Source organism: Pseudorhodobacter aquimaris, from assembly GCF_001202025.1.
Lineage (GTDB): Bacteria > Pseudomonadota > Alphaproteobacteria > Rhodobacterales > Rhodobacteraceae > Pseudorhodobacter > Pseudorhodobacter aquimaris.
This window is the reverse complement of the sequence record NZ_LGHS01000076.1, coordinates 117,439-141,953: the sequence shown is the minus strand read 5'-3', so window position 1 is coordinate 141,953 and position 24,515 is coordinate 117,439. Positions and strand designations below refer to the sequence as shown.

The 24,515-nt window shown below is 59.8% G+C and carries 19 protein-coding genes and 1 pseudogene; 12 read left to right on the top strand and 8 right to left on the bottom strand.

The window, feature by feature from the left end; translation table 11 throughout:
• Window positions 1-39: 39 nt before the first annotated feature.
• Together gor and rpiA are read right to left on the bottom strand one after the other, a co-directional pair.
• A complete protein-coding gene (gene gor, locus AKU94_RS17525; protein ID WP_050528537.1) occupies window positions 40-1,398 on the bottom strand; it encodes a glutathione-disulfide reductase in 1,359 nt (452 codons plus the stop codon).
• A gap of 46 nt (window positions 1,399-1,444) precedes the next feature.
• Entirely contained in the window at window positions 1,445-2,233 is a 789-nt protein-coding gene (gene rpiA / locus AKU94_RS17520) for a ribose-5-phosphate isomerase RpiA (RefSeq protein WP_050528536.1), read from the bottom strand.
• 228 nt (window positions 2,234-2,461) lie between these two features.
• On the opposite strand from rpiA, the gene AKU94_RS17515 reads away from it, so the two are divergent.
• Complete coding sequence (locus tag AKU94_RS17515; protein ID WP_050528535.1) at window positions 2,462-3,841, top strand: L-serine ammonia-lyase; 1,380 nt, start codon at window positions 2,462-2,464, stop codon at window positions 3,839-3,841.
• On the opposite strand, the gene AKU94_RS17510 is transcribed toward AKU94_RS17515, so the two are convergent.
• Both AKU94_RS17510 and AKU94_RS17505 read right to left on the bottom strand, forming a co-directional pair.
• Window positions 3,822-4,481, bottom strand: coding sequence for a hypothetical protein (locus tag AKU94_RS17510; protein WP_157056600.1), 660 nt, complete (start codon window positions 4,479-4,481; stop codon window positions 3,822-3,824). The genes AKU94_RS17515 and AKU94_RS17510 overlap by 20 nt on opposite strands.
• Window positions 4,469-5,146, bottom strand: coding sequence for a thiamine diphosphokinase (locus AKU94_RS17505; protein WP_232295805.1), 678 nt, complete (start codon window positions 5,144-5,146; stop codon window positions 4,469-4,471). The genes AKU94_RS17510 and AKU94_RS17505 overlap by 13 nt, the downstream gene beginning before the upstream one ends.
• A gap of 138 nt (window positions 5,147-5,284) precedes the next feature.
• Here AKU94_RS17505 and AKU94_RS17500 point away from each other — a divergent pair, with 138 nt between their 5' ends.
• The gene (locus AKU94_RS17500) at window positions 5,285-7,243 is read left to right on the top strand and encodes a hypothetical protein (protein ID WP_050528533.1); all 1,959 of its coding nucleotides are present in this window, start codon (window positions 5,285-5,287) and stop codon (window positions 7,241-7,243) included.
• Window positions 7,244-7,370: 127 nt separating this feature from the next.
• On the opposite strand, the gene AKU94_RS17495 is transcribed toward AKU94_RS17500, so the two are convergent.
• Genes AKU94_RS17495 through AKU94_RS17485 form a run of 3 tightly spaced genes read right to left on the bottom strand, consistent with a single transcriptional unit; the run spans window position 7,371 to window position 9,420 of the window.
• Window positions 7,371-8,168, bottom strand: a complete 798-nt coding sequence (locus AKU94_RS17495) for an iron chelate uptake ABC transporter family permease subunit (protein WP_050528734.1) — start codon at window positions 8,166-8,168, stop codon at window positions 7,371-7,373.
• The gene (locus AKU94_RS17490; RefSeq protein WP_050528532.1) at window positions 8,168-8,911 is read right to left on the bottom strand and encodes an ATP-binding cassette domain-containing protein; all 744 of its coding nucleotides are present in this window, start codon (window positions 8,909-8,911) and stop codon (window positions 8,168-8,170) included. The genes AKU94_RS17495 and AKU94_RS17490 overlap by 1 nt, the downstream gene beginning before the upstream one ends.
• Complete coding sequence (locus tag AKU94_RS17485; protein ID WP_050528531.1) at window positions 8,908-9,420, bottom strand: transcriptional repressor; 513 nt, start codon at window positions 9,418-9,420, stop codon at window positions 8,908-8,910. The genes AKU94_RS17490 and AKU94_RS17485 overlap by 4 nt, the downstream gene beginning before the upstream one ends.
• A 55-nt stretch (window positions 9,421-9,475) precedes the next feature.
• On the opposite strand from AKU94_RS17485, the gene AKU94_RS17480 reads away from it, so the two are divergent.
• Together AKU94_RS17480 and AKU94_RS17475 are read left to right on the top strand one after the other, a co-directional pair.
• Window positions 9,476-10,441, top strand: a complete 966-nt coding sequence (locus tag AKU94_RS17480; RefSeq protein ID WP_050528530.1) for a zinc ABC transporter substrate-binding protein — start codon at window positions 9,476-9,478, stop codon at window positions 10,439-10,441.
• A 264-nt stretch (window positions 10,442-10,705) separates the two neighbouring features.
• Window positions 10,706-11,773, top strand: a complete 1,068-nt coding sequence (locus AKU94_RS17475; protein ID WP_050528529.1) for a glycerophosphodiester phosphodiesterase family protein — start codon at window positions 10,706-10,708, stop codon at window positions 11,771-11,773.
• A gap of 837 nt (window positions 11,774-12,610) precedes the next feature.
• On the opposite strand, the gene AKU94_RS17465 is transcribed toward AKU94_RS17475, so the two are convergent.
• A complete protein-coding gene (locus AKU94_RS17465; RefSeq protein WP_050528733.1) occupies window positions 12,611-14,269 on the bottom strand; it encodes an NAD+ synthase in 1,659 nt (552 codons plus the stop codon).
• 186 nt (window positions 14,270-14,455) lie between these two features.
• On the opposite strand from AKU94_RS17465, the gene AKU94_RS17460 reads away from it, so the two are divergent.
• From AKU94_RS17460 to AKU94_RS17425, 8 genes and pseudogenes are all read left to right on the top strand, one after another.
• The gene (locus AKU94_RS17460; RefSeq protein ID WP_232295804.1) at window positions 14,456-15,871 is read left to right on the top strand and encodes an MORN repeat-containing protein; all 1,416 of its coding nucleotides are present in this window, start codon (window positions 14,456-14,458) and stop codon (window positions 15,869-15,871) included.
• 236 nt (window positions 15,872-16,107) lie between these two features.
• Window positions 16,108-17,684, top strand: a pseudogene (locus AKU94_RS17455) (2-isopropylmalate synthase).
• Between the two features lie 258 nt (window positions 17,685-17,942).
• On the top strand, window positions 17,943-18,980 hold the full coding sequence (locus tag AKU94_RS17450; RefSeq protein WP_050528526.1) for a rod shape-determining protein: 1,038 nt from the start codon (window positions 17,943-17,945) through the stop codon (window positions 18,978-18,980).
• 43 nt (window positions 18,981-19,023) lie between these two features.
• Window positions 19,024-19,935, top strand: coding sequence for a rod shape-determining protein MreC (mreC, locus tag AKU94_RS17445; protein ID WP_050528732.1), 912 nt, complete (start codon window positions 19,024-19,026; stop codon window positions 19,933-19,935).
• A gap of 1 nt (window position 19,936) precedes the next feature.
• On the top strand, window positions 19,937-20,476 hold the full coding sequence (locus AKU94_RS17440; protein WP_050528525.1) for a hypothetical protein: 540 nt from the start codon (window positions 19,937-19,939) through the stop codon (window positions 20,474-20,476).
• Window positions 20,473-22,413 (top strand): penicillin-binding protein 2, encoded by a 1,941-nt coding sequence (gene mrdA, locus AKU94_RS17435; protein WP_050528524.1) that lies wholly within the window; start codon window positions 20,473-20,475, stop codon window positions 22,411-22,413. Before AKU94_RS17440 ends, mrdA begins: the two co-directional genes overlap by 4 nt.
• Entirely contained in the window at window positions 22,410-23,549 is a 1,140-nt protein-coding gene (gene rodA / locus AKU94_RS17430; RefSeq protein ID WP_050528523.1) for a rod shape-determining protein RodA, read from the top strand. The genes mrdA and rodA overlap by 4 nt, the downstream gene beginning before the upstream one ends.
• Before the next feature lie 18 nt (window positions 23,550-23,567).
• Window positions 23,568-24,500 carry a 2-hydroxyacid dehydrogenase gene (locus AKU94_RS17425; RefSeq protein ID WP_050528522.1) on the top strand — a complete coding sequence of 311 codons (933 nt, stop codon included), beginning with the start codon at window positions 23,568-23,570 and terminating at the stop codon, window positions 24,498-24,500.
• The last annotated feature ends 15 nt before the right edge of the window (window positions 24,501-24,515 follow it).

Genomic DNA, 24,515 nt, shown 5'->3' with positions numbered 1-24,515 from the left:
ATTCCGTTTAAACTGGTGTTTATTACCAGAAATTCAAGCCTAGCCGGTCCGAACCGGGCTGCGCATCGTAACCAGCTCCTCGGACATTGTCGGGTGAACCGCGATTGTCGCGTCAAATTGCTCTTTGGTGACACCCATTGTCATCGCAATGCCCACGAGCTGGATCATTTCACCGGCGCCGGGTGCGACGATATGACAGCCCAGAACCTTGCGGCTTTCCTGTGACACGATCAATTTCATCAACACGCGGTCCTGCTCACCGGCAAAAGCCGATTGCATAGGCCGGAAAGCGGTTGCATAAACTTCGATCGGTTCTTGCGCGCGGGCGGCCTCTTCGGTCATGCCGATGGTGCCCATTTCGGGCTGGGTAAACACAGCCGAAGCAAAAAGACTGTGGTCGACGCAGCGCCGCTGGCCGCCAAAAACCGTATCGGCAAAGGCGTGACCCTCGCGGATGGCGACCGGCGTCAGGTTAATGCGGTCGGTCACATCGCCCACGGCAAAAATGGAAGGCACCGCTGTCTGGCTATAGTCATCAACCTCGATCTGCCCACCACGGCCCAGCTTGACGCCAAGATCCTCAAGACCCAACCCTTTGGAATTGGGGATACGGCCCGTCGCATAAAGCACCGCATCGAAAACGTTTTCCGACCCATCGGTTGCCACCGCGCGGATACCGTCATCGGCTTTTTCCAGCCGCATCACAGTGGTGCCGCAATGGATATCCACACCGTTTTCGCGCATGGCCTCGGCCACATGGCCGCGGGCCTCCTCATCAAATCCGCGCAGGATTTGCGCCCCGCGGTAATACTGCGCAACCTCACAGCCCAAACCATTGAGGATACAAGCAAATTCGGACGCGATATAGCCGCCGCCGACGATCAAAACGCGTTTGGGCAAGACCTTGACGTTGAAAATCTCGTCAGAGGTGATCGCCATCTCACGGCCCGGGAAATCTGGCACGAAAGGCGTACCCCCCGTGGCCACAAGAATGTGTTTGGCGCTGACGGTTTTGCCGTCGGCCAGTTTGACGGTATGCGCATCAACCAGCACAGCGCGGCTGTCAAAGACCGTCACCCCTGCGTTGGTCAATCCGGAACGATATGCCGTCTCCAGCCGCGTCAGCTCTGTCTCCAACTTGGTGCGAAAATCGGACCACTCAAACCGGCCAATGCTTGCCTCCCAACCGTAGGCCCGCGCCTCATCCACCATCCCCGGATAGCTGGAGGCATAGACCATCAGCTTTTTGGGCACACAGCCGCGAATGACGCAGGTGCCGCCCATGCGGAATTCCTCGGCCAGCGCCACTTTGGCACCATGGGTTCCGGCAGCGATCCGCGCGGCACGCACCCCGCCAGAGCCACCGCCAATGACGAAAAGATCGTAGTCAAAACTCATGTTTCATGGCTCCTTGAAAATAGAAAAAAGGGGTTGGGGTTTCTGATCAATCCTCGGGGTTGGCAAAGACGTTGTCGCTTGGCTCGAACTCTACCCGCTCACCCTTGATTTCGCCCGAATTGATGTCGCGCACGACCACACGGCCATCGCCGTGACCGATAATCACCATGTCACAGATATCAATAAACAGCCCGTTTTCTACCACGCCGGGGATCTGGTTCAGCGCCATCGACAGTTGCCGCGGCTCGTTAATCCGTTTCAGATGCAGGTCGATGATGTAATTTGCCTCATCCGTCAACAAAGGCGCGCCGTCCTTCATCCGCAAGGCACATTCGCATGACAGCACATTCATGCTGCCCAACAATTCCTCGATCAGGGCCTGTGTGGATTTCCAGCCAAAGGGGATCACCTCCACCGGCAAGGGGAAGGCGCCCAGCTGACGCACCTCTTTGGCGGCATCGGTGATCACGATCATCTGGTCGCTGGCGGTGGCGACAATTTTCTCTTGCAAAAGCGCGGCACCGCCACCTTTGATCAGGTTCAACTCGGGGTCGAATTCATCCGCCCCGTCGATTGTCAGATCAAGCCAGCGCACCTCATCCAGCGTGGTGATCGGCACGCCAAGGCTGCGCGCCAGTTCCGCCGTGCGGGTAGAGGTGGGAACGCCGCGCACCTGCAACCCCTCTTCGCGGATACGGTCGGCCAGACAGCGCACCATCCATGCCGCGGTGGACCCGGTACCAAGCCCCAGCTTCATACCATCTTCGATACAATCAACCGCCCGTTTGGCGGCGACGAATTTGGCCTTTTCGATCGGGGAAAGCTCTACCGCCATAATGTCCTCATTCACTGTTGTTGGGCACTTATAGGCGAGGCAGCCGCGCGGTGCGAGGGGGCAATTGCGCCTTTTGCCCCTGTGGAGCGGCAGGACTGCCGAAAATCGGATACATCCGGGCCGCGTGGCGCGAAGCCGTTGGAAATGTCGTTTTCAAGATATAGTATGGCACGCAGGGGCGTTAGAGGTTGAAGCCTGCCGTCCGCGCAGATGAAATGAAGGGTGCTTATGTTTCTTTCTGTCCTCGATATGTTCAAATTGGGCATCGGCCCGTCCTCTTCGCACACGATGGGCCCGATGGTCGCGGCGGGGCGGTTTCTGGACACCCTGCGCCACAGCCCCTTTGCCGCCCATGGGCTAAAGGCCACGCTTCATGGCAGCCTTGCCTTTACCGGCGTCGGCCATGCCACCGACCGGGCGACCATCCTTGGACTGGCAGGGTTTGCGCCGCAATCCTATGACGCGGCCCGTGCCGAATCCGCCCTTACCGCGATCAAGGACACCAAAACCATCGACGCGCCCGGCCTTGGCGTGTTGCAGTTTGACCTAACCAAGGATTTGCTGTTTGATTACGGCCCAAGCCTGCCCGGCCATGCCAACGGTATGGTGATCCAAGCCACGGATGCGCAGGGCGATGTGATCCTCTCCGAGACCTATTATTCCATCGGGGGCGGTTTTGTTCTGACGGCTGATGAACATGCCGCCGCTGGCACCACCAAGACCGACAGCCGGTCAGATGTGCCCTACCCCTTTCAAAACGCGGCCGAGATGCTGGAGATGGCGCAATCCTCGGGGCTGACCATCGCCCAGATGAAACGCAAGAACGAGCTGCGTTTTCGCACTCCACAAGACCTGGACAAAGGTCTTGCGCGGGTATGGGAGGTGATGAATGATTGCATCAACCGCGGCATGGAAGGCACGGGGATCCTGCCCGGCGGCCTCAAGGTGCGGCGGCGCGCCAAGGCGATACATGAGGCGCTTCTGGCCGAGCGCGGCCTGAATATGACCGCGCCGCATGTGATCAACGACTGGATGTCGCTATATGCCATGGCGGTGAATGAGGAAAATGCCGCCGGTGGGCAGGTTGTGACCGCGCCGACCAACGGGGCGGCGGGCGTGGTGCCTGCGGTGATCCGCTATTATCTGGATCATGTGCCGGGGGCGAGCGCCTCCAGGGTGCCGGACTTCCTGCTGACAGCGGCGGCAATCGGCGGGCTGTGCAAACATAACGCCAGCATCTCGGGCGCGGAATCAGGCTGTCAGGCCGAGGTTGGCAGTGCCGCGGCCATGGCGGCGGCGGGGCTTTGTGCTGTATTGGGTGGCAGCCCCGAGCAAATCGAAAATGCCGCCGAAATCGCGCTGGAGCATCACCTCGGCATGACCTGCGATCCGGTCAAAGGGTTGGTGCAGGTGCCCTGTATCGAGCGCAACGGTCTGGGCGCGATCAAGGCGGTCTCGGCGGCCTCATTGGCGCTGCGCGGTGACGGGGTGCATCTGGTCAGCCTTGATGCCTGTATCGAAACCATGCGCCAGACAGGGCAGGACATGCATGAGAAATACAAGGAAACCTCATTGGGCGGGTTGGCCGTCAATGTGCCCAACTGCTAAATTTCGCCCCTGAACCGGGGCGCATCAGATGGCCCGCCGCCGCAACGGCACCATACATGGCCAGTTCCGCGCTGTTATCTGTGGTAAACCGCTCCAGCACCTCGGCGCTTATGGTATAATCCGCCCTCACCCTTTTCGGGGTCTTATTTCTTTCCGGCAGGGTCAGAGCATCGCCTGTCAGCGCGGAAAAGAATTGCTCCAACAGGCTAAGCTGCGCATAGTCGAACAGATGGTCCACCCGCGCATGCACGCCATCCCAGCCGACAAAACGGTCTTGACGGCCGACATTCGCCATTTCCGGCCGCCCCCCCTCCAGATAGGCCAGCATGAATCCCTCAAAGCTGACGCCAAGGGTGCTGGCAGGCAGACCTTTTAGCTGCGGGCGGCGGCGATAACGATACCAGCTTTGCATCCGCTCCAACGGCGCGCGGACCACGGCCACGGTTTGTGGCAGCCTGCCAAACCCCATGACCAGATCGGGCGCGAAATTACGGCGAAACGCGTCATGGCCAATGTGGCGCGGTGCCTTGTCCGATTGTGGCACGGTATAGGGGGCAAGCATCGCGCGCAGGGCCAGGGAGCCGGTCTTGGGCGTTTCCAGCACCACTGTTTGATGCACCGGCAGGATCAGCATTTCCATGGCTCCGCCACCAGCCGCGCCTCCAGCGCCTCGCGCAACCGCGCGCGCGGGACGATCACCAGCATCCCCGGCGCGTCCATTTCCAACCGCACCGGACCAAGCGCCATATTCGACGTGCCGCCTCGCCCGCTTGGCGAAAAACCGATACCCTCAATCGGCCACTGCAACCCCTCGCTGCGCCCCGTGACCGGCGCGAAGGGAAACAGGCTGAACCGGTCGCCCGCGCGCATCGCAATAGTCAACAGCGGCGGGGCCGCAAAGATCACATCCTGCGGCCCGATCAGCAAACAGGCAGCGGCAGCCCTGCGCGCCAGAACGGCAAGCGCCGACAACTCATGATCCACACGCCCGCCAAGCAGCCCGAGGCCCAGCACAAAAGGCGCGTTGATATTGCGCAGGGCCTTGTCAAAATCGGTGCTGTCTTGTTCCGCAATGTGGTGCACGGCGGTGCCCAACTCTGTACGAGCAGCTTGCGTTATGCTGTCAAGATCGCCGATCACCGCCGCAGGGTGCGCCCCCAGCGCCAGCGCCCGGTCCGCACCACCGTCAGCGGCCACCAGACAGGGTGCAAGCCCTTGCGCCGCAATCAAATCTTTTCGTCTTACCGGCCCGCCCGCGATCAAGGTTACCCCGCCCCGAGAGTCGACAATAGCGCTTTTTGTCACAAAACTGTTTCCTCAAATAAGGCAGAATTCTGTTCTTTGAACACATTTATTCCATAATGTTACCCCAATTAATTCACGAAATTGAACATCCTTTGCTGTTAACTATGCTGGGAATTGGCAAAAAAGGGCGAGCATCCAATGGTCGGGGCGAGCAAAATACTTACGGTTTCTTACGGAACCTTCTCTTGCACACTGGAGGGGTTCGACGAGCCTTTCAACACGATGAAGGCGATTGCGGAATATTTCCGTGATTTGGCCGCAGATGACCGTTATTTCGGGGCAGAACCACCCACGCCAGACACGGCCATGCTGCATAGAATCGCAGAACGTGAGATGCAGCGACGCGTGGAATCGCGGGTTCAGGAAAACGGTGTCGTCTTGCGCGCAGCCGATTCGCGACCCGATGCAGGTCCCGCACCAAATTATGTCGCCCCTGCCTTAGTGTCGGAACAGGTCCCGCCTGCCGCCAAGCCCGACACAATGTTGAAAGAAGCCGCCGAAAATGCGCCCGCAAACGGCACCATTTCAAACAGTGTTGTCGAAAAACTGTCTCGTATTCGCAGCGCAATGGCCGAGGGCCGCGCCTCGGGCGAGATGACCCGCCCGCCGATCAAGGCTGAGCCTGAGGCAAAGCCAGAAGCAAAGATTGCACCGACCGAGCCCACCACAGCCAAGGGCGTGGATCGTCCAGAGGCGGTGGCAGAAGCGCCAGATAGTGCCAAGGATGCGGCCGCTGACCCCCCAGCCAAAGCGGACCCCAAAGCAGAGGCCGATGATGATAATCTGCTCGCCTCTCTCAGTGCTGCACTGGCCGAAACAGAAGAGACCTCCGTCCCTCAAGAAACCGTTGCCGAGACCACACAGCCAGACAGCGCCCCTTTGACGGATGATCCCGTCGCCGCCGATATGCCCACTGAAATGACTGTGCCGACATCTTTCGGGACCAATTTTGCGACCGATTCAGGTGTGCTTGACATGCCGTCCGCGGACAGCCCGGTCCAAGCCGAACAAGATAGTGATACTGTGCCAGAGGCCGAAGCTGTCACAGAACCGCAATCCGACGATGAGCAAGAAGTCAAAGCCGAGGCCGAGGTAAACCCAACTCTAGAGCGCGCACGCGCCCGGGTTATCAAAATTCGCCGTGTCGCGGAAAACCCCGATACGTCAGAACCTTCACCCGAAACCGCAAGCGAGCCGACCCTAAGCCCCGAGGCCGAAGCAGACCTGATGCGCGAGCTGGACGCGCTGCGCGAAGAAGCCGAACCCGCAGCGACCGAAACCACCGAGGCCAAAACCGGCCCAGTGCGCCCGACACGTCCGACCTCGAACCGCCGACGCGGCGCTGAGCTGGCTGGCTCTGACGATGACGCCTCTGTCAAGCGGCTGCTGGACCAAACCAACTCTGAACTGGATGGCCCCGACAACCGCCGCCGCCTGTCCGCGATTTCCCACCTCAAAGCTGCCGTTGCGGCCACCGTTGCTGATCGCCAGTCTGGCGGCAAGACCGGCCCGACCGAAGAGATGCGCAAGAACCCCTATCGCAGCGATCTGGAGCGTGCTGTCCGCCCGCGCGATCCCAACGCGCCGGGCGCGCCTGCCAAACCGGCAAAACGGCCAGCACCTCTTATGCTCGTGTCCGAACAGCGCATCGATACGCCGCGGGTACGGCCCTCGGTTGAGCAAAGCCAGCTTTCCTCTGTCAGTGTAACCGGCAGCCATCTGGCCGCATCGCTTGACGAAAACGACCCCGCGTTCGACCCTGCGCTGGACAGCACCGACGCGCGCAATATCTTTGGCGATGTCGTCGGGTTTGCCGTCTATGTCGATCGTTTGGGCGCGCAATCCCTGCCCGCTTTGTTGGAGGCAGCGGCCGCCTATGCCACCCATGTCGAGGAGCATCCCGATGTTTCCCGCCTGCAAATGGTCGGTCATGTGCTGGTGTTGCAGCCGGAACTGGAAGACGACCGCGAGGCAATCCTGCGCAGCTTCGGCACTTTGTTGCGTGAAGGCCGGATAGAGAAAACTCGGCGCGGCCGCTACACCCTCTCGGCAAATTCGCCGATCTATGCCGAGGCGCGCAAAGCGACACGCAGCTAGATAGCCATCCAACAGCGTGATGGCACGTTGCGCTGACAGGGAAATCGCCCATGACACCGGCCGCGCCCAAGGGTGCGGCCAACTGGCAAAAAACGCCACATTGTGCAGGCCGCCCGCATGTCGACCGTCAGGCGGAAGCGCCGCGAAGCTTGGCCAAAACGCTGAGCGCGGCAAAAATCAGGGCGGCGACACAGACAATCGACGGGCCTGCAGGCGTATCCAGAACATAGGCCAGGCGCAGCCCGATAATGGTTGCAGCCCCCCCGATACAGGCCGCCACCATCGCCATTCCCTCGGGCGTGCGGCTTAGGGATCTGGCGGCCGCTGCCGGGATGATCAGCAAGGCCGCGATCAGCAACACGCCTACAACCTTTATCGCTACGGCAACTGTAACCGCCAGCGCAAGCGTCAGCACCAGCTGTTCGCGCTTGGGGTCGATCCCGCAGGCATAGGCAAGATCTTCGTTCAGCGTGGCGGTCAAAAGCGCCGACCAGCGCCACCAGATCAGCGCCACCACCAATGCGGCCCCGCCCCAGATCACCATGAGGTCTACACGCGAAACAGCCAGAATATCCCCAAACAGATAGGCCATCAGATCGATCCGTACCCCCGAAAGGAACGAGACCGCCACCAGCCCAAAGGCCAGAGCCGAATGCGCCAGCACCCCCAAAAGCGTATCCATCGCATAGCCACGCCCCGACAAGAGGTTCACCGTCAAAGCCATCATCAGCGCCACCACCAGCGCCCCTGCAAAGACAGAGATCGACAGCGCCAAGGACAAAGCCACGCCCAGAATCGCCGCATGGGCCGTTGCATCCCCAAAATAGGCCATACGCCGCCAGACCACAAAGCAGCCCAAAGGCGCCGCAGCAAAAGCCACTCCAATCCCGGCAAGGGTGGCGCGCATCATGAAATCGTCCAGCATCATTCGGCGGCCTCTGTTTTATTATGCTCACAAGCGTGATGATCGTGATCATGGTCATGCCGGTAAAGCGCCAAAGCCCCCATCGTGCCAGAGCCAAACAACGCGCGGTATTCAGGGGCCGAGGCCACAACCTCGGGCGTGCCCTCACAGCAGACATGCCCATTCAGGCAGATAACCCGATCCGACGCACTCATCACCACATGCAGCTCATGGCTGATCATCAAAACCGCACAGCCTGTCTGGCGGCGCACGGTTTCAATCTGGCGGTAAAATGCCGCCGATCCGGGCTGATCGAGGCCCTGCGTCGCCTCATCCAGAAGCAATAGCTGCGGCTTGCCGATCAGCGCCCGCGCCAGCAAAACCCGCTGGAACTGCCCGCCTGACAGCCGCGACATCTGTGCCTTTGCCAGATCCGGCACCCCTGCCTGTTTCAGGGCCGCCTCAATGTCAGCGACCGGCACCGCCTGCGGCAATGACAAAAAGCGCGCGACCGTCATCGGCAAGGTCGGGTCGATATGGAGCTTTTGCGGAACATAGCCCAAACGGACACCCGCGCTGCGCGTCACGCGCCCTTTGCTCGGCTTTACCGCCCCGATAATCGCCCGCAAGAGGCTGGTTTTTCCCGATCCGTTCGGGCCCACGATGGTCAGGATTTCCCCAGCCTCGATGCGCAGGGATACATTGGACAGCACTGTATTGGCACCATAGCGGATGCTGATGTTATCAACGTCAACAAGGCTCATGCTTCGGCCTTTTGGGCACAGCCGGGGCAGACGCCCTCAGCCTCGACAACCGTCCGTTCAACCTTAAAACCGGTTGCTTTTGCGGCTTCGGCAAGGGCGCTTCGGGCGGGTTCGGATTGCGCCTCGGCCACGGAATCGCACAGGCGGCAAATCATGAAGGCGGGGGCGTGGACCTCATCAGGATGCGCACAGGCGATGAAGGCATTCAGCCGCTCTATCTTATGGGCAAGCCCGTGGGTCACCAGAAAATCAAGCGCGCGATAGGCTACCGGCGGCTGAGAGCCGAACCCGTCATCGCGCAAACGGTCCAGCACAGCATAGGCCCCAAGTGCCCTGTGTTCTTGCAACAATATCTCCAGCACCTTACGGCGCACGGGCGTAAACCGAAGGCCTTCATCCAGACAGCGTGTTTCAGCAGCCGACAGGCCACCCTCGACACAGGCAGCATGATCGTGTTTGGCAAAGCCGATCGGGCTTTGGGCAGAAATGTCCTGCGCACCACTTGTCATGTTATTACATTTCCCTTACTGGTCCGTAATGTTATATAATCACACGAGAGCCATTATGTCCAGATCACTCCTGCCCGTTTCGCTCGCTTTTGCCCTGATCACCAGCACCGCGCTTGCCCAAGCGCCACGCGTCGCCACCGACATCGCGCCGGTGCATTCACTGGTTGCCCGCGTCATGGACGGCGTGGGCACCCCCGAGTTGATTGTTCAATCCGGCGCCAGCCCGCATGAATATGCGCTGCGCCCGTCCGAGGCGCGCGCACTGCAAGAAGCCGATCTGGTCTTTTGGGTCAGTGCAGGCCTGTCGCCCTGGCTGGAAAGCGCCATGACCACACTGGCTGCCGACGCCACGGTAACCGAGCTTTTGGAAACCGATGGGACCATCACCCTGGATTTCCGCGAAGACGCCTTGTTTGAAAAGCATTCGCATGGCGCTGAAGAACATGACGAGGCGGAACATCAAGACCACGAGGAACACGACCACGATGAACATGACGGGCATGATCACGGCAAATATGATTCCCACGCATGGCTTTCACTGCAAAACGCGTCCAACTGGCTCAATGTGATCGCAGCCCAGCTTTCGGCCGCCGATCCTGAAAACGCAGGCACCTATTTTGCCAATGCCGCCGCAGGGCGCACAGAACTGGCCGCCCTGACATCTGAAATCAACGCCATGCTCAAACCCGTTCGCGGCGGCCGTTTCATCGTTTTCCATGACGCTTACCAGTATTTTGAGAACGATTTCGACTTTGCCGCATCTGGCGCCATCTCGGTCAGCGATGCAACCGACCCCAGCCCCTCCCGCATCTCGCAGATCCGCGAGCGGATTGTCAGCGAGGGCATCGATTGCGTTCTCGCCGAGCCGCAGTTCAACCCCGGTCTTGTGGCGACGGTGCTGGAAGGTTCGGATGCCAAAACCGCCGTGATTGACCCCTTGGGTTCTGAACTGGAGACTGGCCCCGCACTCTATCCCCAGATGATCCGCAACCTTGCGTCAAACCTTGCAGGCTGCCTGTAACCACGCCCTCCCCCGCCATTAAATCCTGGCGGGGGAAACACGCCAAGGCCCCAGTCACCAACGCTTGACCGAAGCAGGCAAGGCGTGCCACGATGCCCGGAGTGTTATTTATCGCCCTCATCGCGATGTCAGTTGCCCGTCAAACCCCGAGTATGATTACCAAACTGTCACAAAGCCGTTGTCTCATTGTTACCTTCGTTGCCCAGATTAACCGTGATCCACCCGAGATTGCGGGTTGTGACGTAAACCGAAGGAGACCCACTGATGAAATCGAAGATGAAGCTGGCCGCTGTTGCTGCTATGGCCACCGCATTCTCAACCCCGATGCTTGAGGCTGCGACCGCCTATAACACCCTGACCGGCGAGGCGCCGCTTGTCGTGGCCCACCGTGGTGCCAGCGGCTATTTGCCCGAAGAAACCCTTGGCAGCTATGAGCTGGCGATGCAGATGGGTGCCGACTATATCGAGCCGGATGTCCAGATGACCGCGGATGGTCAGTTGGTTGCCATGCATGACAGCACGCTGACCCGCACCACCAATGTCGCCGATCTGTTCGAAGCGCGCGACGGTGGCTACAAGGTTTCGGATTTCACTTTGGAAGAAATCAAAACCCTGACCGTCAAGCCTACGGGCGCGCTGTCTGCTCCTGATTCCACCTATGCAGGTTTCACCCCCAGCATGGCCGACCCCTATAAGGTGCCAACGCTGGGCGAAGTGCTTGATTTGCTGACCGAGTACAACACAGCCAATGGCACCGAGATCGGCATCTACCCTGAGTCCAAGACGCCCTATAACTCGCCGCAAAACCAGGCAATCGTCGCAACCTTGAAGGACAAAGGCTATGATGAGCCTTCCGACAAGGTCATCTTGCAGTCCTTTGTGCGCGAATCCATCATCGAAATGGGTGAAGCCCTGATCGAACAAGGTGTCAGTGCAAGCCTTGCACAGCTTGGCGGTGTGCGTTTGGTTGACGGTGTTTACGGTGTGAACGGTTCGGATGGTTTCTTTAGCTTGGCCGATATTGCCGATATTGCCGATGGCGTAGGCGTCAGCGCCGGTGGCATTACCGAAGATTTCATTACAGCGGCCCATGATCTTGGTTTGATCGTACATGCCTATACCTTCCGCCCGCTGAGCGAAGAGGCGGCTTTTGCCATGATCCAGCCGATGCTCGACTGGGGGCTTGATGGCTTCTTTACCGATTACACCGATTTTGGCCGCACGGTTGTCGATGCAAATGCCCCGGCTGCTGTACCGCTTCCGGCTGGTTTGCCGCTCTTGTTTGCCGGTCTGGGTGGTCTGGCCCTGCTGCGCCGCCGCAAAGCCGCCTGATCCTTGGCGTCAAAATCAAACTTCACCACCTGTTAGGCCACTGCGGGTTACAGGACACGGGCGTTGAGTTCACTCGGCGCCCGTTAACCGTTTGGCGGGGCAAAAAATGCTGAGCGTCCGCATCACGTCACGCTGACGCGCATATCGAAGACTTTCACCTTTCCGGTCCTGTTCGTTCAGCTTTTGCATCTCAGCACCCACACCCTCCACGCGGACAGAGGCTTCTGCCGTGCGATCATAAATGTCGGGCAGCTTTGTTGGCGCCATACACCACCGATGTGCAAGGTCGCGTCCTATCCTTTTCTTTCTGTGCTTTCGCGACATTTGGACCGGTCACGCTTACGTTCCGATCTCCCAACTCACTTACGCGGTCTTTCCAGCAGGGCGTAGCGTTGGTTGTTGCTGTGCGGCACCAAAAAAGACGGGTTAACCACTGGCCTTAGTTCCGCAGCTATAGTGCGGCTTTGAAAAACCTCGCGGCCAGTATCAACCAACGCAGGCATAAGGGCCCAAACAACAGATCTGAAGGCCCGATTCGGATCGCCTAGCCAAGCAGCGCTCATTTTGTCTGTCCACAATCAAGTCCGAACCGCATTCCGCCCTTGCCGCCACAAACTATCCGCCCCTCCTATCGACAATCTCGCTTAGTACTTTGCGCTGAGATCTACTTTTTCTCGGGGGTAAGCGGGAGGCTTTGATCACATGTAGTGATCCCACTCATGGGGAATTCTGGTGGTGCGGCTGAAAACTCAAGGTTTTGTAGGTTTATGCCCAAAAGAACAGAATGGCCCCCAACTTGGTTGGCTTTTTTTGCCACATCGGCTTTGCGTTTTTTGATCAGCGCCGGTCGCGCCAACGGTTCACAATCGGATAGCGGCGGTCCAACCAGAAGGCACGGCGGGTAAGCCGCGTTCCCGGTGCGGCCTGAAAGCGTTTGTATTCTGACAAATAGATCAGCCCCTCGACCTTCTCGACCACGGCGCGGTCAAACCCCGCAGCGACCAGCTCATCAATAGAGACATCATTGTCCACCAGCCCCTCCAAAATCGCATCCAGCACCGGATAGGGAGGCAGGCTGTCATCATCGCGCTGGTCGGGGCGAAGCTCGGCCGATGGGGGCTTGTCGATGATGCGGGTCGGGATCACCTCTCCCGCCTTGCCCATCATCCAGTCGCGGTGATTGGCGTTGCGCCAGCGGCAGGTCTCGAACACGCGGGTTTTGTACAGATCCTTGATCGGGTTATAGCCCCCCGCCATATCGCCGTAGATTGTGGAATACCCCACCGCCACCTCGGATTTATTGCCCGTCGTCAGCAGCATCTCGCCAAATTTATTCGACAGCGCCATAAGCAAGACCCCGCGCAGGCGCGACTGGATGTTTTCCTCGGTCAGATCCGGCTTACGCCCCTCAAACAGCGGGGCCAGCGTGTCGGTGATCGCATCGCGCCCCTGAGAGATCGGCACAAAATCATAGTGACAGCCCAGACGCGTGGCACATTCTTTGGCATCCTCAAGGCTGTCAGCACTGGTATATTCCGAGGGCAGCATCACACAGCGCACATTCTGCGGGCCGATCGCATCGGCGGCAATCGTGGCGACGATGGCCGAATCAATCCCGCCCGACATCCCCAAAAGGACACGTTTGAATCCCGACTTGCCCAGATAATCGCGCAAGGACAGGACCATCGCATGGTAATCCGCCTCCCATGTGTCGGGCTGCTTGGCTAGATCGCCCTGCTCTGCGCGCCAGCCGTCCGGCGTTTCGACGAAATCGACATGGGTGATCGCGGTCTCGAACGCGGGCATCTGCACGGCCAGCTTGCCGCCGGGGTTAAGCACAAAGGACGCGCCGTCAAAGACCTGATCGTCCTGACCACCCACCATATTCAGATAGACCAGCGGCAGCCCCGTTTCCACCACACGCGACACCATTATATTTTGCCGCACCGCCAGCTTTTCGCGGTAATAGGGCGAACCGTTGGGCACCAGCAAAATCTCGGCGCCGGTCTCGGCGTGGGTTTCGGCGACATCATGGAACCACGCATCCTCGCAGATCGGGCTGCCGATGCGCAGGGGACCAACAACATAGGGACCGCTCACCTCGGCCGGGGAATAAAGGCGCTTTTCGTCGAAAACACTGACATTCGGCAGATGGTGTTTCAACACGCGGGTCGCGATTTTGCCGCCTTTCAAGATGAAATAAGCGTTATAAAGGCGCCCTGCATCAAACCACGGCCCCCCGACCCCCAGCGCAGGCCCATCGGCCAGATCACGGGCCAAGGCCTCAACCGCGTTTTGCGCATCCTCGATAAAACGCGGGCGCTGCACCAGATCCTGCACCTGATAGCCGGTGATGAACATTTCCGGCAGGGCGACCATATCGGCATCGGCTGCCTTGCCTGCGGCCCAGGCCTCGCGGGCGGCATCCGCATTGGCGGCGATCGCGCCCACCGTCGGGTTCAGCTGTGCCAAAGTCAGGCGAAAACGGTTGGCCATATGCGGCATCCTTTCCTTGTTCGCGCCCAGCATTAGCAGACTGACGCGCAAGGGAAAGGGCTGTGCGTTTTGCAAACTTGTCATGACAGGTCTCGGCGGGTAGGATTCGCAAAAAGCGGCGGGCCGGTATGACCTGCGAAGCGATAAGGGAATATGATGGTGAGCAAAGCACTTTCGGGATGGGCCATGGCCGCAACATTAACCGCGGGCCTGCTGGCAAGCCCCGCTTGGGCGCAGGATGGCGTGATCGCCAAACAATATGACGACGGCTCGCTTTATGAGGGGACGTTCAAGGACGGGCGCCAGCATGGCACCGGCACCTACACCCTGCCAAATGGCTACATGTATGAAGGGGACTGGGAAGACGGCGAGATCAAGGGCGAGGGTGTCGCGCGGTTCCCCAACGGCTCTGTTTATGAGGGCAGCTTTGAGGCCGGCAAACCCGAAGGGCGCGGCAAGATCACCTATCCCGATGGCGGCACCTATGAGGGCCAGTGGTTCGCGGGCAAGATGGCGGGCGAAGGCGTGGCCACCTATGCCGATGGATCGGTCTATACTGGTGAGTTTTCCGAGGCGGTCCACCACGGCAAGGGCGTGCTGGAGGATCCGACCGGCTACCGCTATGACGGTGATTGGATAGAGGGTGAAAAACAGGGCCGCGCCACGATCACTTATCCAGATGGCACGGTCTATGAAGGGGAATTGGTTCAGGGTCAGCGCGAGGGGGTCGGCACGCTGACCATGCCAGACGGTCTGATCTATGCGGGCGAATGGTCCGGCGGGCAGATCAATGGCACCGGCAAGTTGACGCAACCCAATGGCGATATCTATGAGGGGGAGCTGCGCGACGGGCAGCGCCTTGGCAAGGGCCGCGTCACCTATGCCAATGGCGACAGCTATGAGGGCGATTTCCTCGCCGATATGCGCCACGGCAAAGGCATTTTTCACGGCCCCGACAGTTACGTTTATGAGGGGGATTGGGTCGAAGGCCGGATTGAGGGCAATGGCACGGTTACCTATCCCGATGGGTCCACCTATACCGGCGCTTTCTTAAATGACAAACCAGAAGGCGTGGGCAAGATCACCTATGCAGATGGTGCCACCTATAACGGCGCATGGGTCGGTGGTGTGATTGAAGGCAACGGCCGCGCGACCTATGCCAATGGCCAGATCTATGAGGGCGGCTTTGTCGGCGGGCAACATCATGGAAAAGGTGTTGTGACCTATCCCAACGGCTACCGCTATGAAGGGGATTGGGCCACGGGCCAACGGGAGGGCGAAGGTATCGCCACCTATCCCGACGGCTCAACCTATACCGGTAGCTTTGCGGCGGGCGAACGCCACGGCAAGGGCACAGTAGAAATGGCCGATGGCTTTACCTACACAGGTGACTGGAATGCCGGTGAGATTGAAGGACAGGGCATTGCCACCTATGCCAATGGCGACATCTATGAGGGCGCCTTTGTCGACGGCACGCGTCAGGGCCAAGGGGTCTTGCGCTATTCCACCGGAGAGGTGGTGGCCGGAGGCTGGACCAATGGCATCCTGACCAGCCCCGCAGAACCGGAGCCCGAAACCGTCCCAGAAGAGGTCGCGAACTAATCCGTTCCGGCACAAACGCCGCGCCATTTTTAGGGTTTTCATTCGCAACAGCATGGCTATAGTCACCCTATGGCAATGGGACCCATCATATCACGTGACCCGGCAGCGCGCGGCGCTGCCCTTTCCCTTGCGCTGCTTCTTCTTAGCCTCCGCTGAGCGTGCCCTCGGGTGCGACCGCTCAGATGGAACAGCACCCGAACCAGCTAGGCTAACAGCACAAATTTGAGAGATTTCTGATGAACGACACAAGCTCGCAACCCCGCGTATTGATTTTTGACACCACATTGCGCGATGGCGAACAAAGCCCCGGCGCGACCATGACCCATGACGAAAAGCTGGAGATCGCGGCGTCACTGGACGAGATGGGCGTCGATATTATCGAGGCGGGTTTCCCCATCGCCTCCGAAGGCGATTTCGCTGCCGTGTCCGAGATCGCCAAACTGGCGCAAACCTCGCAGATTTGCGGGCTGGCACGGGCCAACTACAAGGATATCGACCGCTGCTGGGAGGCGGTAAAACACGCCCGCGCCCCGCGCATCCACACATTTATCGGCACCTCGCCCCTGCACGCGCCATCCCCGATCTGACCATGGACCAGATGGCCGAGCGGATTTTCGAGACCGTCAGCCATGCCCGCAACCTGTGCGACAATGTGCAATGGTCCCCGATGGATGCCACCCGCACCGAGCATGATTATCTGTGCCGTGTGGTGGAAATCGCGATCAAGGCCGGTGCGACCACGATCAATATCCCCGACACCGTGGGCTATACCGCGCCGCGCGAAAGTGCCGATCTGATCCGCATGCTCTTGGAACGTGTGCCGGGGGCCGACAGCGTTATTTTCGCCACCCATTGCCACAACGACCTTGGCATGGCGACAGCCAACTCCTTGGCGGCGGTTGAAGCGGGCGCGCGTCAGGTGGAATGCACCATCAATGGTCTGGGCGAACGGGCCGGCAATACCGCCTTGGAAGAGGTGGTGATGGCGCTCAAGGTGCGCAATGACATCATGCCGTATCAGACCGGGATCGACACCACCAAGATCATGGCGATCAGCCGCCGGGTTGCCACGGTTTCCGGCTTTGCCGTACAGTTCAATAAGGCCATCGTTGGCAAAAACGCCTTTGCCCACGAATCCGGTATCCATCAGGACGGCATGCTGAAAAACCGCGAAACCTTTGAGGTGATGCGCCCAGAGGACGTGGGGCTGGCGGGCACCTCCCTGCCTTTGGGCAAACATTCTGGGCGCGCGGCCTTGCGGGCCAAGCTCAGGGATCTCGGTTTCGATATGGCCGACAACGAGTTGAGCGATACCTTTGTACGGTTCAAGGCGCTGGCCGACCGCAAGAAGGAAGTCTTTGACGATGACCTGATCGCCTTGGTCCAAGACAGCGTCGCCACGGCCGCCAATGAAAGCCTGCAGGTCAAACGCCTGCGCGTCGTCTGCGGCACCGATGGCCCGCAAGAGGCAGAGCTGACCCTGACCATCGACGGCAAGGATCACAGCACCGATGCCACCGGCGACGGTCCCGTCGATGCCGCTTTCAACGCGATCAAGATGCTCTACCCGCATAAGGCCCATCTGGAGCTGTATCAGGTTCAGGCTGTGACCGAAGGCACCGACGCACAGGCCACAGTCTTTGTCCGGCTGGAAGAAAACGGCATGATCGCAACCGGCCAATCAGCTGATACCGATACGATTGTAGCCTCGGTACGGGCCTATGTGACCGCACTCAACCGCCTGATCCTGCGCCGTGAAAAGACGGATCCGGGCTATGATACCAAGGGCGTAAGCTACAAGGATCAGTCCTGATTTTCAGATTTATTGCGACTCCGGTAAACTGACAGAAATCAAACATCGGCGGCATATGCGTGCCGCCGAATTGCCTCAAACTATTCACAAACGAACCTGTCCACAGAGTTACCCCCAGCCGACAAAGCCTCGGGGTGGCAGGAAGACGCCCATTGCGTAAACCATGGCCCTTTCCCTTGCGCGCCCCCCTCCCTATAAGAAAACGCCTGCCTCGGGTATCTGAGTCGCACAGATTTTACGTATAAGGATTGCTTCAGCATGTGGTTACTTTCGGGTCTTTTCTCATCCGACATGGCAATTGACCTTGGCACCGCAAACACGCTTGTTTACGTGCGCGGCAAAGGTATCGTGCTGAACGAACCCTCGGTGGTGGCCTATCACGTCAAGGACGGCAAGAAGCAGGTTCTTGCCGTGGGTGAGGATGCCAAGCTGATGCTGGGCCGGACCCCCGGCAGCATAGAGGCGATCCGCCCGATGCGTGACGGTGTTATCGCCGATTTCGATTCAGCCGAGGAAATGATCAAACATTTCATCCGCAAGGTTCATAAACGCACGACATTCTCCAAGCCCAAGATCATCGTCTGTGTCCCGCATGGGGCCACCCCGGTCGAAAAGCGTGCGATCCGCCAGTCGGTTTTGTCGGCGGGTGCGCGCCGTGCGGGGCTGATTGCCGAACCCATCGCCGCCGCCATTGGTGCTGGCATGCCAATCACGGACCCCACCGGCAATATGGTGGTCGATATCGGGGGCGGCACGACCGAAGTGGCGGTGCTGTCCTTGGGCGATATCGTTTACGCCCGCTCGGTGCGCGTCGGGGGCGACCGGATGGATGATGCGATCGTCAACTACTTGCGCCGTCACCAGAATATGCTGATCGGCGAATCCACCGCCGAGCGGATCAAGACCAGCATCGGCACTGCGCGGATGCCTGATGACGGGCGCGGATCATCCATGTCCATCCGCGGGCGCGATTTGCTGAACGGTGTGCCCAAAGAGGCCGAGATCAATCAGGCCCAAGTGGCAGAGGCCCTGGCGGAACCCGTGCAGCAAATCTGTGATGCCGTGATGCAGGCGCTTGAGACCACCCCGCCAGACCTTGCCGCCGATATCGTTGACCGTGGCGTGATGCTGACGGGGGGGGGCGCGCTCTTGGGCGATCTGGATCTGGCGCTGCGCGAACAGACCGGGCTTTCGGTTTCGGTCGCTAACGAATCCTTGAACTGTGTCGCACTTGGCACCGGCAAGGCGCTGGAATATGAAAAACAGCTTCAGCATGTGATCGACTACGATAGCTGATCTTCGGGCCAAGGCGCGGCCCGCCCTTTGAGACGAGGCTTTGGTGGCAAAGAAACGCAGCTCCCCCGATGAATACACCCGCCCCCTGCGCCGGATACTGCTCGGGTTGCTGGTGGGTGCGCTGGTGGCCTTGTTCATGGTCTGGCGCATTGACAGCCCGCGGGTGGAACGCTTTCGCACCGCGCTGGTGGACCGTATGGTGCCCAGCTTTGAATGGGCCTTGGTGCCTGTTACCAAAACCTTTGATATGATTGACAGCTTTCAATCCTATGCCAGCCTGTATGACCAGAACCAAGAGCTGCGCCGGGAATTGCAGCAGATGAAAGCCTGGAAAGAGGCGGCCTTGCAGTTGGAGCAAAAGAATGCCCGGCTGATGGATTTGAACCAAGTGCGGATGGACCCGAAACTGACCCATGTCACCGGCGTTGTGATGGCCGATAGCGGCAGCCCGTTCCGCCAGTCGGTGCTGCTGAATGTGGGCGCACGCGATGGGGTGCAGGATGGCTGGGCCACGATGGATGGCATCGGCCTTGTCGGGCGGATTTCCGGCGTGGGGCAGCGCACCGCAAGGGTGATCCTGCTGACCGATAGCAACAGCCGCGTTCCCGTGACCGCCCAGCCTTCGGGGCAGCGGGGGCTTTTGTCGGGCGATAACACGGTGCGCCCGCCGTTGGAATTTGTGGAAAAGCCCGATCTGGTACGCCCCGGCGATCAGGTTGTCACCTCGGGCGATGGCGGGGTATTTCCCGCGGGACTTTTGGTGGGCAGCGTCGTGCAAGGCGCGGACCGGCGTTTGCGCGTCGCGCTTTCGGCCGATTATGAACGGCTGGAGTTTTTGCGTGTTCTGCGCAGCCATGCCCAAGAAAAAATCACCGATCCCGGCAGCCTGATCGCCATTCCCGCATCCGAGGCCCCCGAGGTGCAAACCGAAGCACCGGAATCCGTGGGGCAATAACATGCGCGAGACCCAAAAATACAACGTCTGGATTTATCGCGCCTGCTTTGTTCTGATTGCGGTTTCCTTGCTGTTTTTCCGTCTGCTGCCATTGGGGAGCGTGGCGGGAGACTGGCCCGGGCCGGATTTCATGCTCTGCCTGATGCTGGCATGGGTGACGCAACGTCCCGACCATCTGCCTCCTGCGCTGATCGCACTGGTGGTTCTGGCCGAGGATATGATCCTGATGCGTCCGCCCGGCCTTTGGGCGGCACTGGTCGTGTTGGCCACCGAATTCCTGCGCGCGCGGGCCGCCTTGACGCGGGATCTGGGCTTTGCCGCGGAATGGCTCTTGATCAGCCTTGTGATGATTGCGATGCTTCTGGCCTACCGCACGGTTTTTGCCGTAGCCTTCATAACGCAGCCGGGTTTCGGATTTGCCTTTGCGCAAACCGTCGGCTCTATTCTAATGTATCCTGTGGTCGTGTGGTTGTTGCGGGTGGTGATCCACCTGCGCAAACCGCTGGCCGGAGAAGTTGACGCAAAAGGACGCCGGATATGAGACGCTCTGCCCGCGATACCGAGGAAAGTGCCCGCAAGATTACGCGGCGCGGCCTGTTTCTGGGCGGTTCCATGGTGGCAGTGGTCGCCGTTCTGGGCGCGCGGATGCGGCACATGCAGGTGGATCAGGCCGATGAGTTCCGCCTGCTGGCCGAGGACAACCGCATCTCTATCCGGCTGATCCCGCCTGCGCGCGGTTTGATCCATGACCGCAACGGCAAGCTGATTGCCGGGAACGAACAAAACTACCGCGTCGTGATCAGCCGGGATGATGCAGGTAATATCGACGATGTTCTGAACCGCCTGTCCGGTATTCTGCCCATCGCCCCCGAAGATTTCGAACGCGCCCTCAAAGAGGCCCGCCGCCGCAGTCCCCTGCCCATTATCGTCGCCGACCGCCTGAAATGGGAGGATGTTTCCAAGGTGGCGATCAACGCCCCCGCCCTGCCCGGCGTCACGCCCGAATTCGGGCTGAGCCGCATTTACCCGCGCGACACCGATTTCGCCCATGTCATAGGCTATGTCGGCCCCGTCAGTGAAAACGATCTGGCCAAGCTAGAGGAGCCGGACCCCTTGCTGCAAACTCCGAAGTTCCAGATCGGCAAGATCGGCGTCGAAACCTGGATGGAGGAGAATCTGCGCGGCAAGGCCGGGAACCGCCGCGTTGAGGTCAACGCCGTTGGCCGCGTGATGCGAGAGCTTGGCCGTCAGGAAGGCGTCGCCGGATCGGACGTCCAGCTGACCATTGACGCTGATGTGCAAAACTATGTGCAGGCGCGCCTGGGCGAGGAATCTGCCGCAGCCGTGGTGATGGATGTGCAAAACGGTGATCTTCTGGCGGCGGTTTCATCGCCCTCCTTTGATCCCAACCTGTTTGTGCGCGGCATTTCCCACACAGATTACAATGCGCTTACCGGCAATGACCACCGCCCGCTGGCAAATAAATCTGTGCAAGGCGCCTATCCTCCCGGATCGACGTTCAAGATGGTAACGGCGCTGGCGGCCCTTGAGGCAGGCACCGCCACCGCCGCCACCTCAGTCTATTGCCCCGGCCACTATGAGGTGGGAGGCCGCCGGTTTCACTGCTGGCGGCGCGGCGGACACGGGCATGTGAACTTGGAACAGGCGCTCACGCAAAGCTGTGACGTGTATTTCTATGAAGTGGCGATGAAGGTCGGGATCGACAAGATTGCCGAGATGGGCCGCAGGCTTGGCCTGGGGATGCGCCATGACATTCCGATGTCGGCCATCACCGAAGGCTTGATGCCGGACAAGGCCTGGAAACGGGAACGTTACGCCAAGGAATGGGTGATCGGCGATACGGTCAACGCCTCTATCGGGCAGGGTTATGTGCTGACCTCGCCCTTGCAACTGGCGGTGATGACCGCACGGATCGCCACCGGAACCGCCGTTTCCCCGCGCCTGATCCAAAGCGTGGGCGGCCTTCCCGTCCCAAGCCCCCCGGCCGAGAGCCTCGGGTTGAACCAGGCCCATCTGGCGGCGGTGCAAAACGGGATGTATTCGGTCAACAACACGCGGCGCGGTACGGCCTATTCGTCACGCGTGGATGACAAAGCCCTCAGGATGGCGGGGAAAACCGGCACAAGTCAGGTCCGCAACATCAGCGCGGCAGAGCGCGCGCGCGGCGTGATCAACAACGCAGACCTGCCATGGGAGCGCCGCGACCATGCGCTGTTTGTCGGCTTTGCGCCCTTTGATGCGCCGCGCTATGCGGTATCGGTGGTGGTTGAACATGGCGGCGGCGGGTCCAGTGTTGCGGCCCCAATCGCGCGGGATCTGTTGTTGCGCGCTCTAAGCGATGGCATCCCCCCCGCCTCAGCCTATCCCGCATCTCAGCGCAACCGTATTGACACCATGCACCGCAAGCTCTTGCTGCGCGATCCCGATGGTACCCTACCCGAAAGCAGCCGCGCATGAGCTTTCTTGAATATCAGCTCAAGACCGTCCCCACGGGTGCCTCCAAGATACTGCATGTAAATTGGGCGCTTGTGGTTTTGTTGATCGCCGTCGCCTCTACCGGGTTCCTGATGCTCTATTCTGTCGCAGGCGGCCGGATGGAGGTTTGGGCTGAACCGCAGATGAAACGGTTCGTTCTGGGCATGGCGGTGATGTTGGCGGTGGGTTTTGTGCCGATCTGGTTCTGGCGCAATATGGCCGGGCTGGCCTATGCGCTTTCGATTGTCCTGCTGTTGGCGGTGGAGTTTTTCGGCTCTGTCGGCATGGGCGCGCAACGCTGGATAGAGTTGGGACCATTGCGCTTGCAACCCTCGGAACTGGCCAAGGTGACTTTGGTCATGTTGCTTGCGGCCTATTACGACTGGCTCGATATCCGCAAAACCTCCCGTCCGATTTGGGTGCTGATCCCCGTGGCGCTTATCATGCTGCCAACGGTGCTGGTCCTGGGGCAACCCGACCTTGGCACCGCGCTTTTGCTGATGACCGGCGGGGCGGTGGTGATGTTCTGCGCTGGTGTCAGCCTCTATTACTTTGGTGCAGTTGCAAGCTTGCTGGGCGGGGCGGTGACGGCGGTTTTCTATTCCCGTGGCACGGAATGGCAATTGCTCAAGGATTACCAATACCGACGGATCGATACCTTCCTTGACCCCTCAAGCGACCCTTTGGGGGCCGGCTATCACATCACACAGGCCAAAATCGCGCTGGGATCAGGCGGTTGGGCCGGGCGCGGGTTCATGCAAGGCACGCAAAGCCGGTTGAACTTTCTGCCCGAAAAACACACCGATTTCATCTTTACCACCCTAGCCGAGGAATTCGGCTTTGTCGGTGCGTTTTCCTTGCTGGTCCTTTACACGCTGGTGCTGGCGTTTTGCATCTCCAGCGCCTTGCAAAACAAGGACCGTTTCGCCAGTCTGGTCACGCTTGGCATCGCCGCGACCTTCTTTTTCTACTTTTCTGTCAATATGTTGATGGTGATGGGGTTGGCCCCTGTGGTGGGCGTGCCATTGCCGCTTGTATCTTATGGCGGATCGTCGATGCTGGTGCTGCTGGCCGCCTTCGGGCTGGTGCAAAGCGCGCATATCCACCGCCCCCGCTAACCTCGCAAAGGACGCCTTATGATCACCCTTTATTTTGCCGCAGGTACGCAACGCTGGACCCAGTTCGAGGCCCCCTTGCGCTGCGCCCTGCAAGAAGTCGGGATTGAGGCTGATCTTTCACCCCATTGCGCCGACCCCTCGCTGGTGGATTACATCATCTATGCTCCCGATAGCGCGGTTCAGGATTTTACCCCCTTCACCCGCTGCAAGGCGGTTTTGAACCTTTGGGCGGGCGTGGAACGGATCGTGGGCAATCCCACGCTGACGCAGCCGCTGTGCCGGATGGTGGACCCTGCCTTGACAGCGGGAATGGTGGAATGGGTGCTGGGCCACACCTTACGCCACCATCTGGGGATGGACCGCCACATCGTGAACCCCGATCATATCTGGGAGCCTTCCCCTCCCCCCTTAGCGACAGAGCGCGCCGTCACCATTCTGGGTCTTGGCGCTTTGGGGCAGGCTTGCGCGCGGGCGCTGCAAGGCGTGGGTTTTCCCGTGAAAGGGTGGAGCAGGACCCAAAAGAGCCTGCCCGATATTACCAGCCACCACGGCGACGAGGGGTTGAAAACCGCGCTGTCCGGGGCAGAGATTGTGGTGCTTTTGCTTCCCAAAACAGCCGCTACGGAAAATATCGTGAATGCTGAAAGACTGACTCTCTTGGCTCCGGGCGCGGTCATCCTCAACCCTGGCCGCGGGCATCTGATTGATGATACCGCGCTCTTGGCCGCATTGGACAGCGGAGCATTGGGCCATGCCACGCTGGATGTGTTCCGGATAGAACCCCTGCCCAAGGATCACCCCTTCTGGGCCCACCCCCAAGTTACCGTCACCCCTCATATCGCCGCCGAGACCCGCCCCAAAACTGCGGCAAGGGTAGTGGTTGAAAACATCCGCCGCGGACAGGCAGGGCTACCCTTTCTGCATCGGGTTGACACAACCCACGGGTATTAAGGGCGACAGAAGCCT

What these genes read in the sequence shown, in the direction of transcription:
- AKU94_RS17510 (WP_157056600.1), bottom strand. Translation starts at nt 4,481, where the DNA reads ATGGAAATGCTGATCCTGCCGGTGCATCAAACAGTGGTGCTGGAAACG.
- mrdA (WP_050528524.1), top strand. Translation starts at nt 20,473, where the DNA reads ATGAGACGCTCTGCCCGCGATACCGAGGAAAGTGCCCGCAAGATTACG.
- AKU94_RS17475 (WP_050528529.1), top strand. Translation starts at nt 10,706, where the DNA reads ATGAAATCGAAGATGAAGCTGGCCGCTGTTGCTGCTATGGCCACCGCA.
- AKU94_RS17485 (WP_050528531.1), bottom strand. Translation starts at nt 9,420, where the DNA reads ATGACAAGTGGTGCGCAGGACATTTCTGCCCAAAGCCCGATCGGCTTT.
- AKU94_RS17495 (WP_050528734.1), bottom strand. Translation starts at nt 8,168, where the DNA reads ATGCTGGACGATTTCATGATGCGCGCCACCCTTGCCGGGATTGGAGTG.
- AKU94_RS17500 (WP_050528533.1), top strand. Translation starts at nt 5,285, where the DNA reads ATGGTCGGGGCGAGCAAAATACTTACGGTTTCTTACGGAACCTTCTCT.
- AKU94_RS17450 (WP_050528526.1), top strand. Translation starts at nt 17,943, where the DNA reads ATGTGGTTACTTTCGGGTCTTTTCTCATCCGACATGGCAATTGACCTT.
- AKU94_RS17480 (WP_050528530.1), top strand. Translation starts at nt 9,476, where the DNA reads ATGTCCAGATCACTCCTGCCCGTTTCGCTCGCTTTTGCCCTGATCACC.
- AKU94_RS17490 (WP_050528532.1), bottom strand. Translation starts at nt 8,911, where the DNA reads ATGAGCCTTGTTGACGTTGATAACATCAGCATCCGCTATGGTGCCAAT.
- AKU94_RS17440 (WP_050528525.1), top strand. Translation starts at nt 19,937, where the DNA reads ATGCGCGAGACCCAAAAATACAACGTCTGGATTTATCGCGCCTGCTTT.
- rodA (WP_050528523.1), top strand. Translation starts at nt 22,410, where the DNA reads ATGAGCTTTCTTGAATATCAGCTCAAGACCGTCCCCACGGGTGCCTCC.
- AKU94_RS17465 (WP_050528733.1), bottom strand. Translation starts at nt 14,269, where the DNA reads ATGGCCAACCGTTTTCGCCTGACTTTGGCACAGCTGAACCCGACGGTG.
- AKU94_RS17425 (WP_050528522.1), top strand. Translation starts at nt 23,568, where the DNA reads ATGATCACCCTTTATTTTGCCGCAGGTACGCAACGCTGGACCCAGTTC.
- gor (WP_050528537.1), bottom strand. Translation starts at nt 1,398, where the DNA reads ATGAGTTTTGACTACGATCTTTTCGTCATTGGCGGTGGCTCTGGCGGG.
- rpiA (WP_050528536.1), bottom strand. Translation starts at nt 2,233, where the DNA reads ATGGCGGTAGAGCTTTCCCCGATCGAAAAGGCCAAATTCGTCGCCGCC.
- AKU94_RS17460 (WP_232295804.1), top strand. Translation starts at nt 14,456, where the DNA reads ATGGCCGCAACATTAACCGCGGGCCTGCTGGCAAGCCCCGCTTGGGCG.
- AKU94_RS17515 (WP_050528535.1), top strand. Translation starts at nt 2,462, where the DNA reads ATGTTTCTTTCTGTCCTCGATATGTTCAAATTGGGCATCGGCCCGTCC.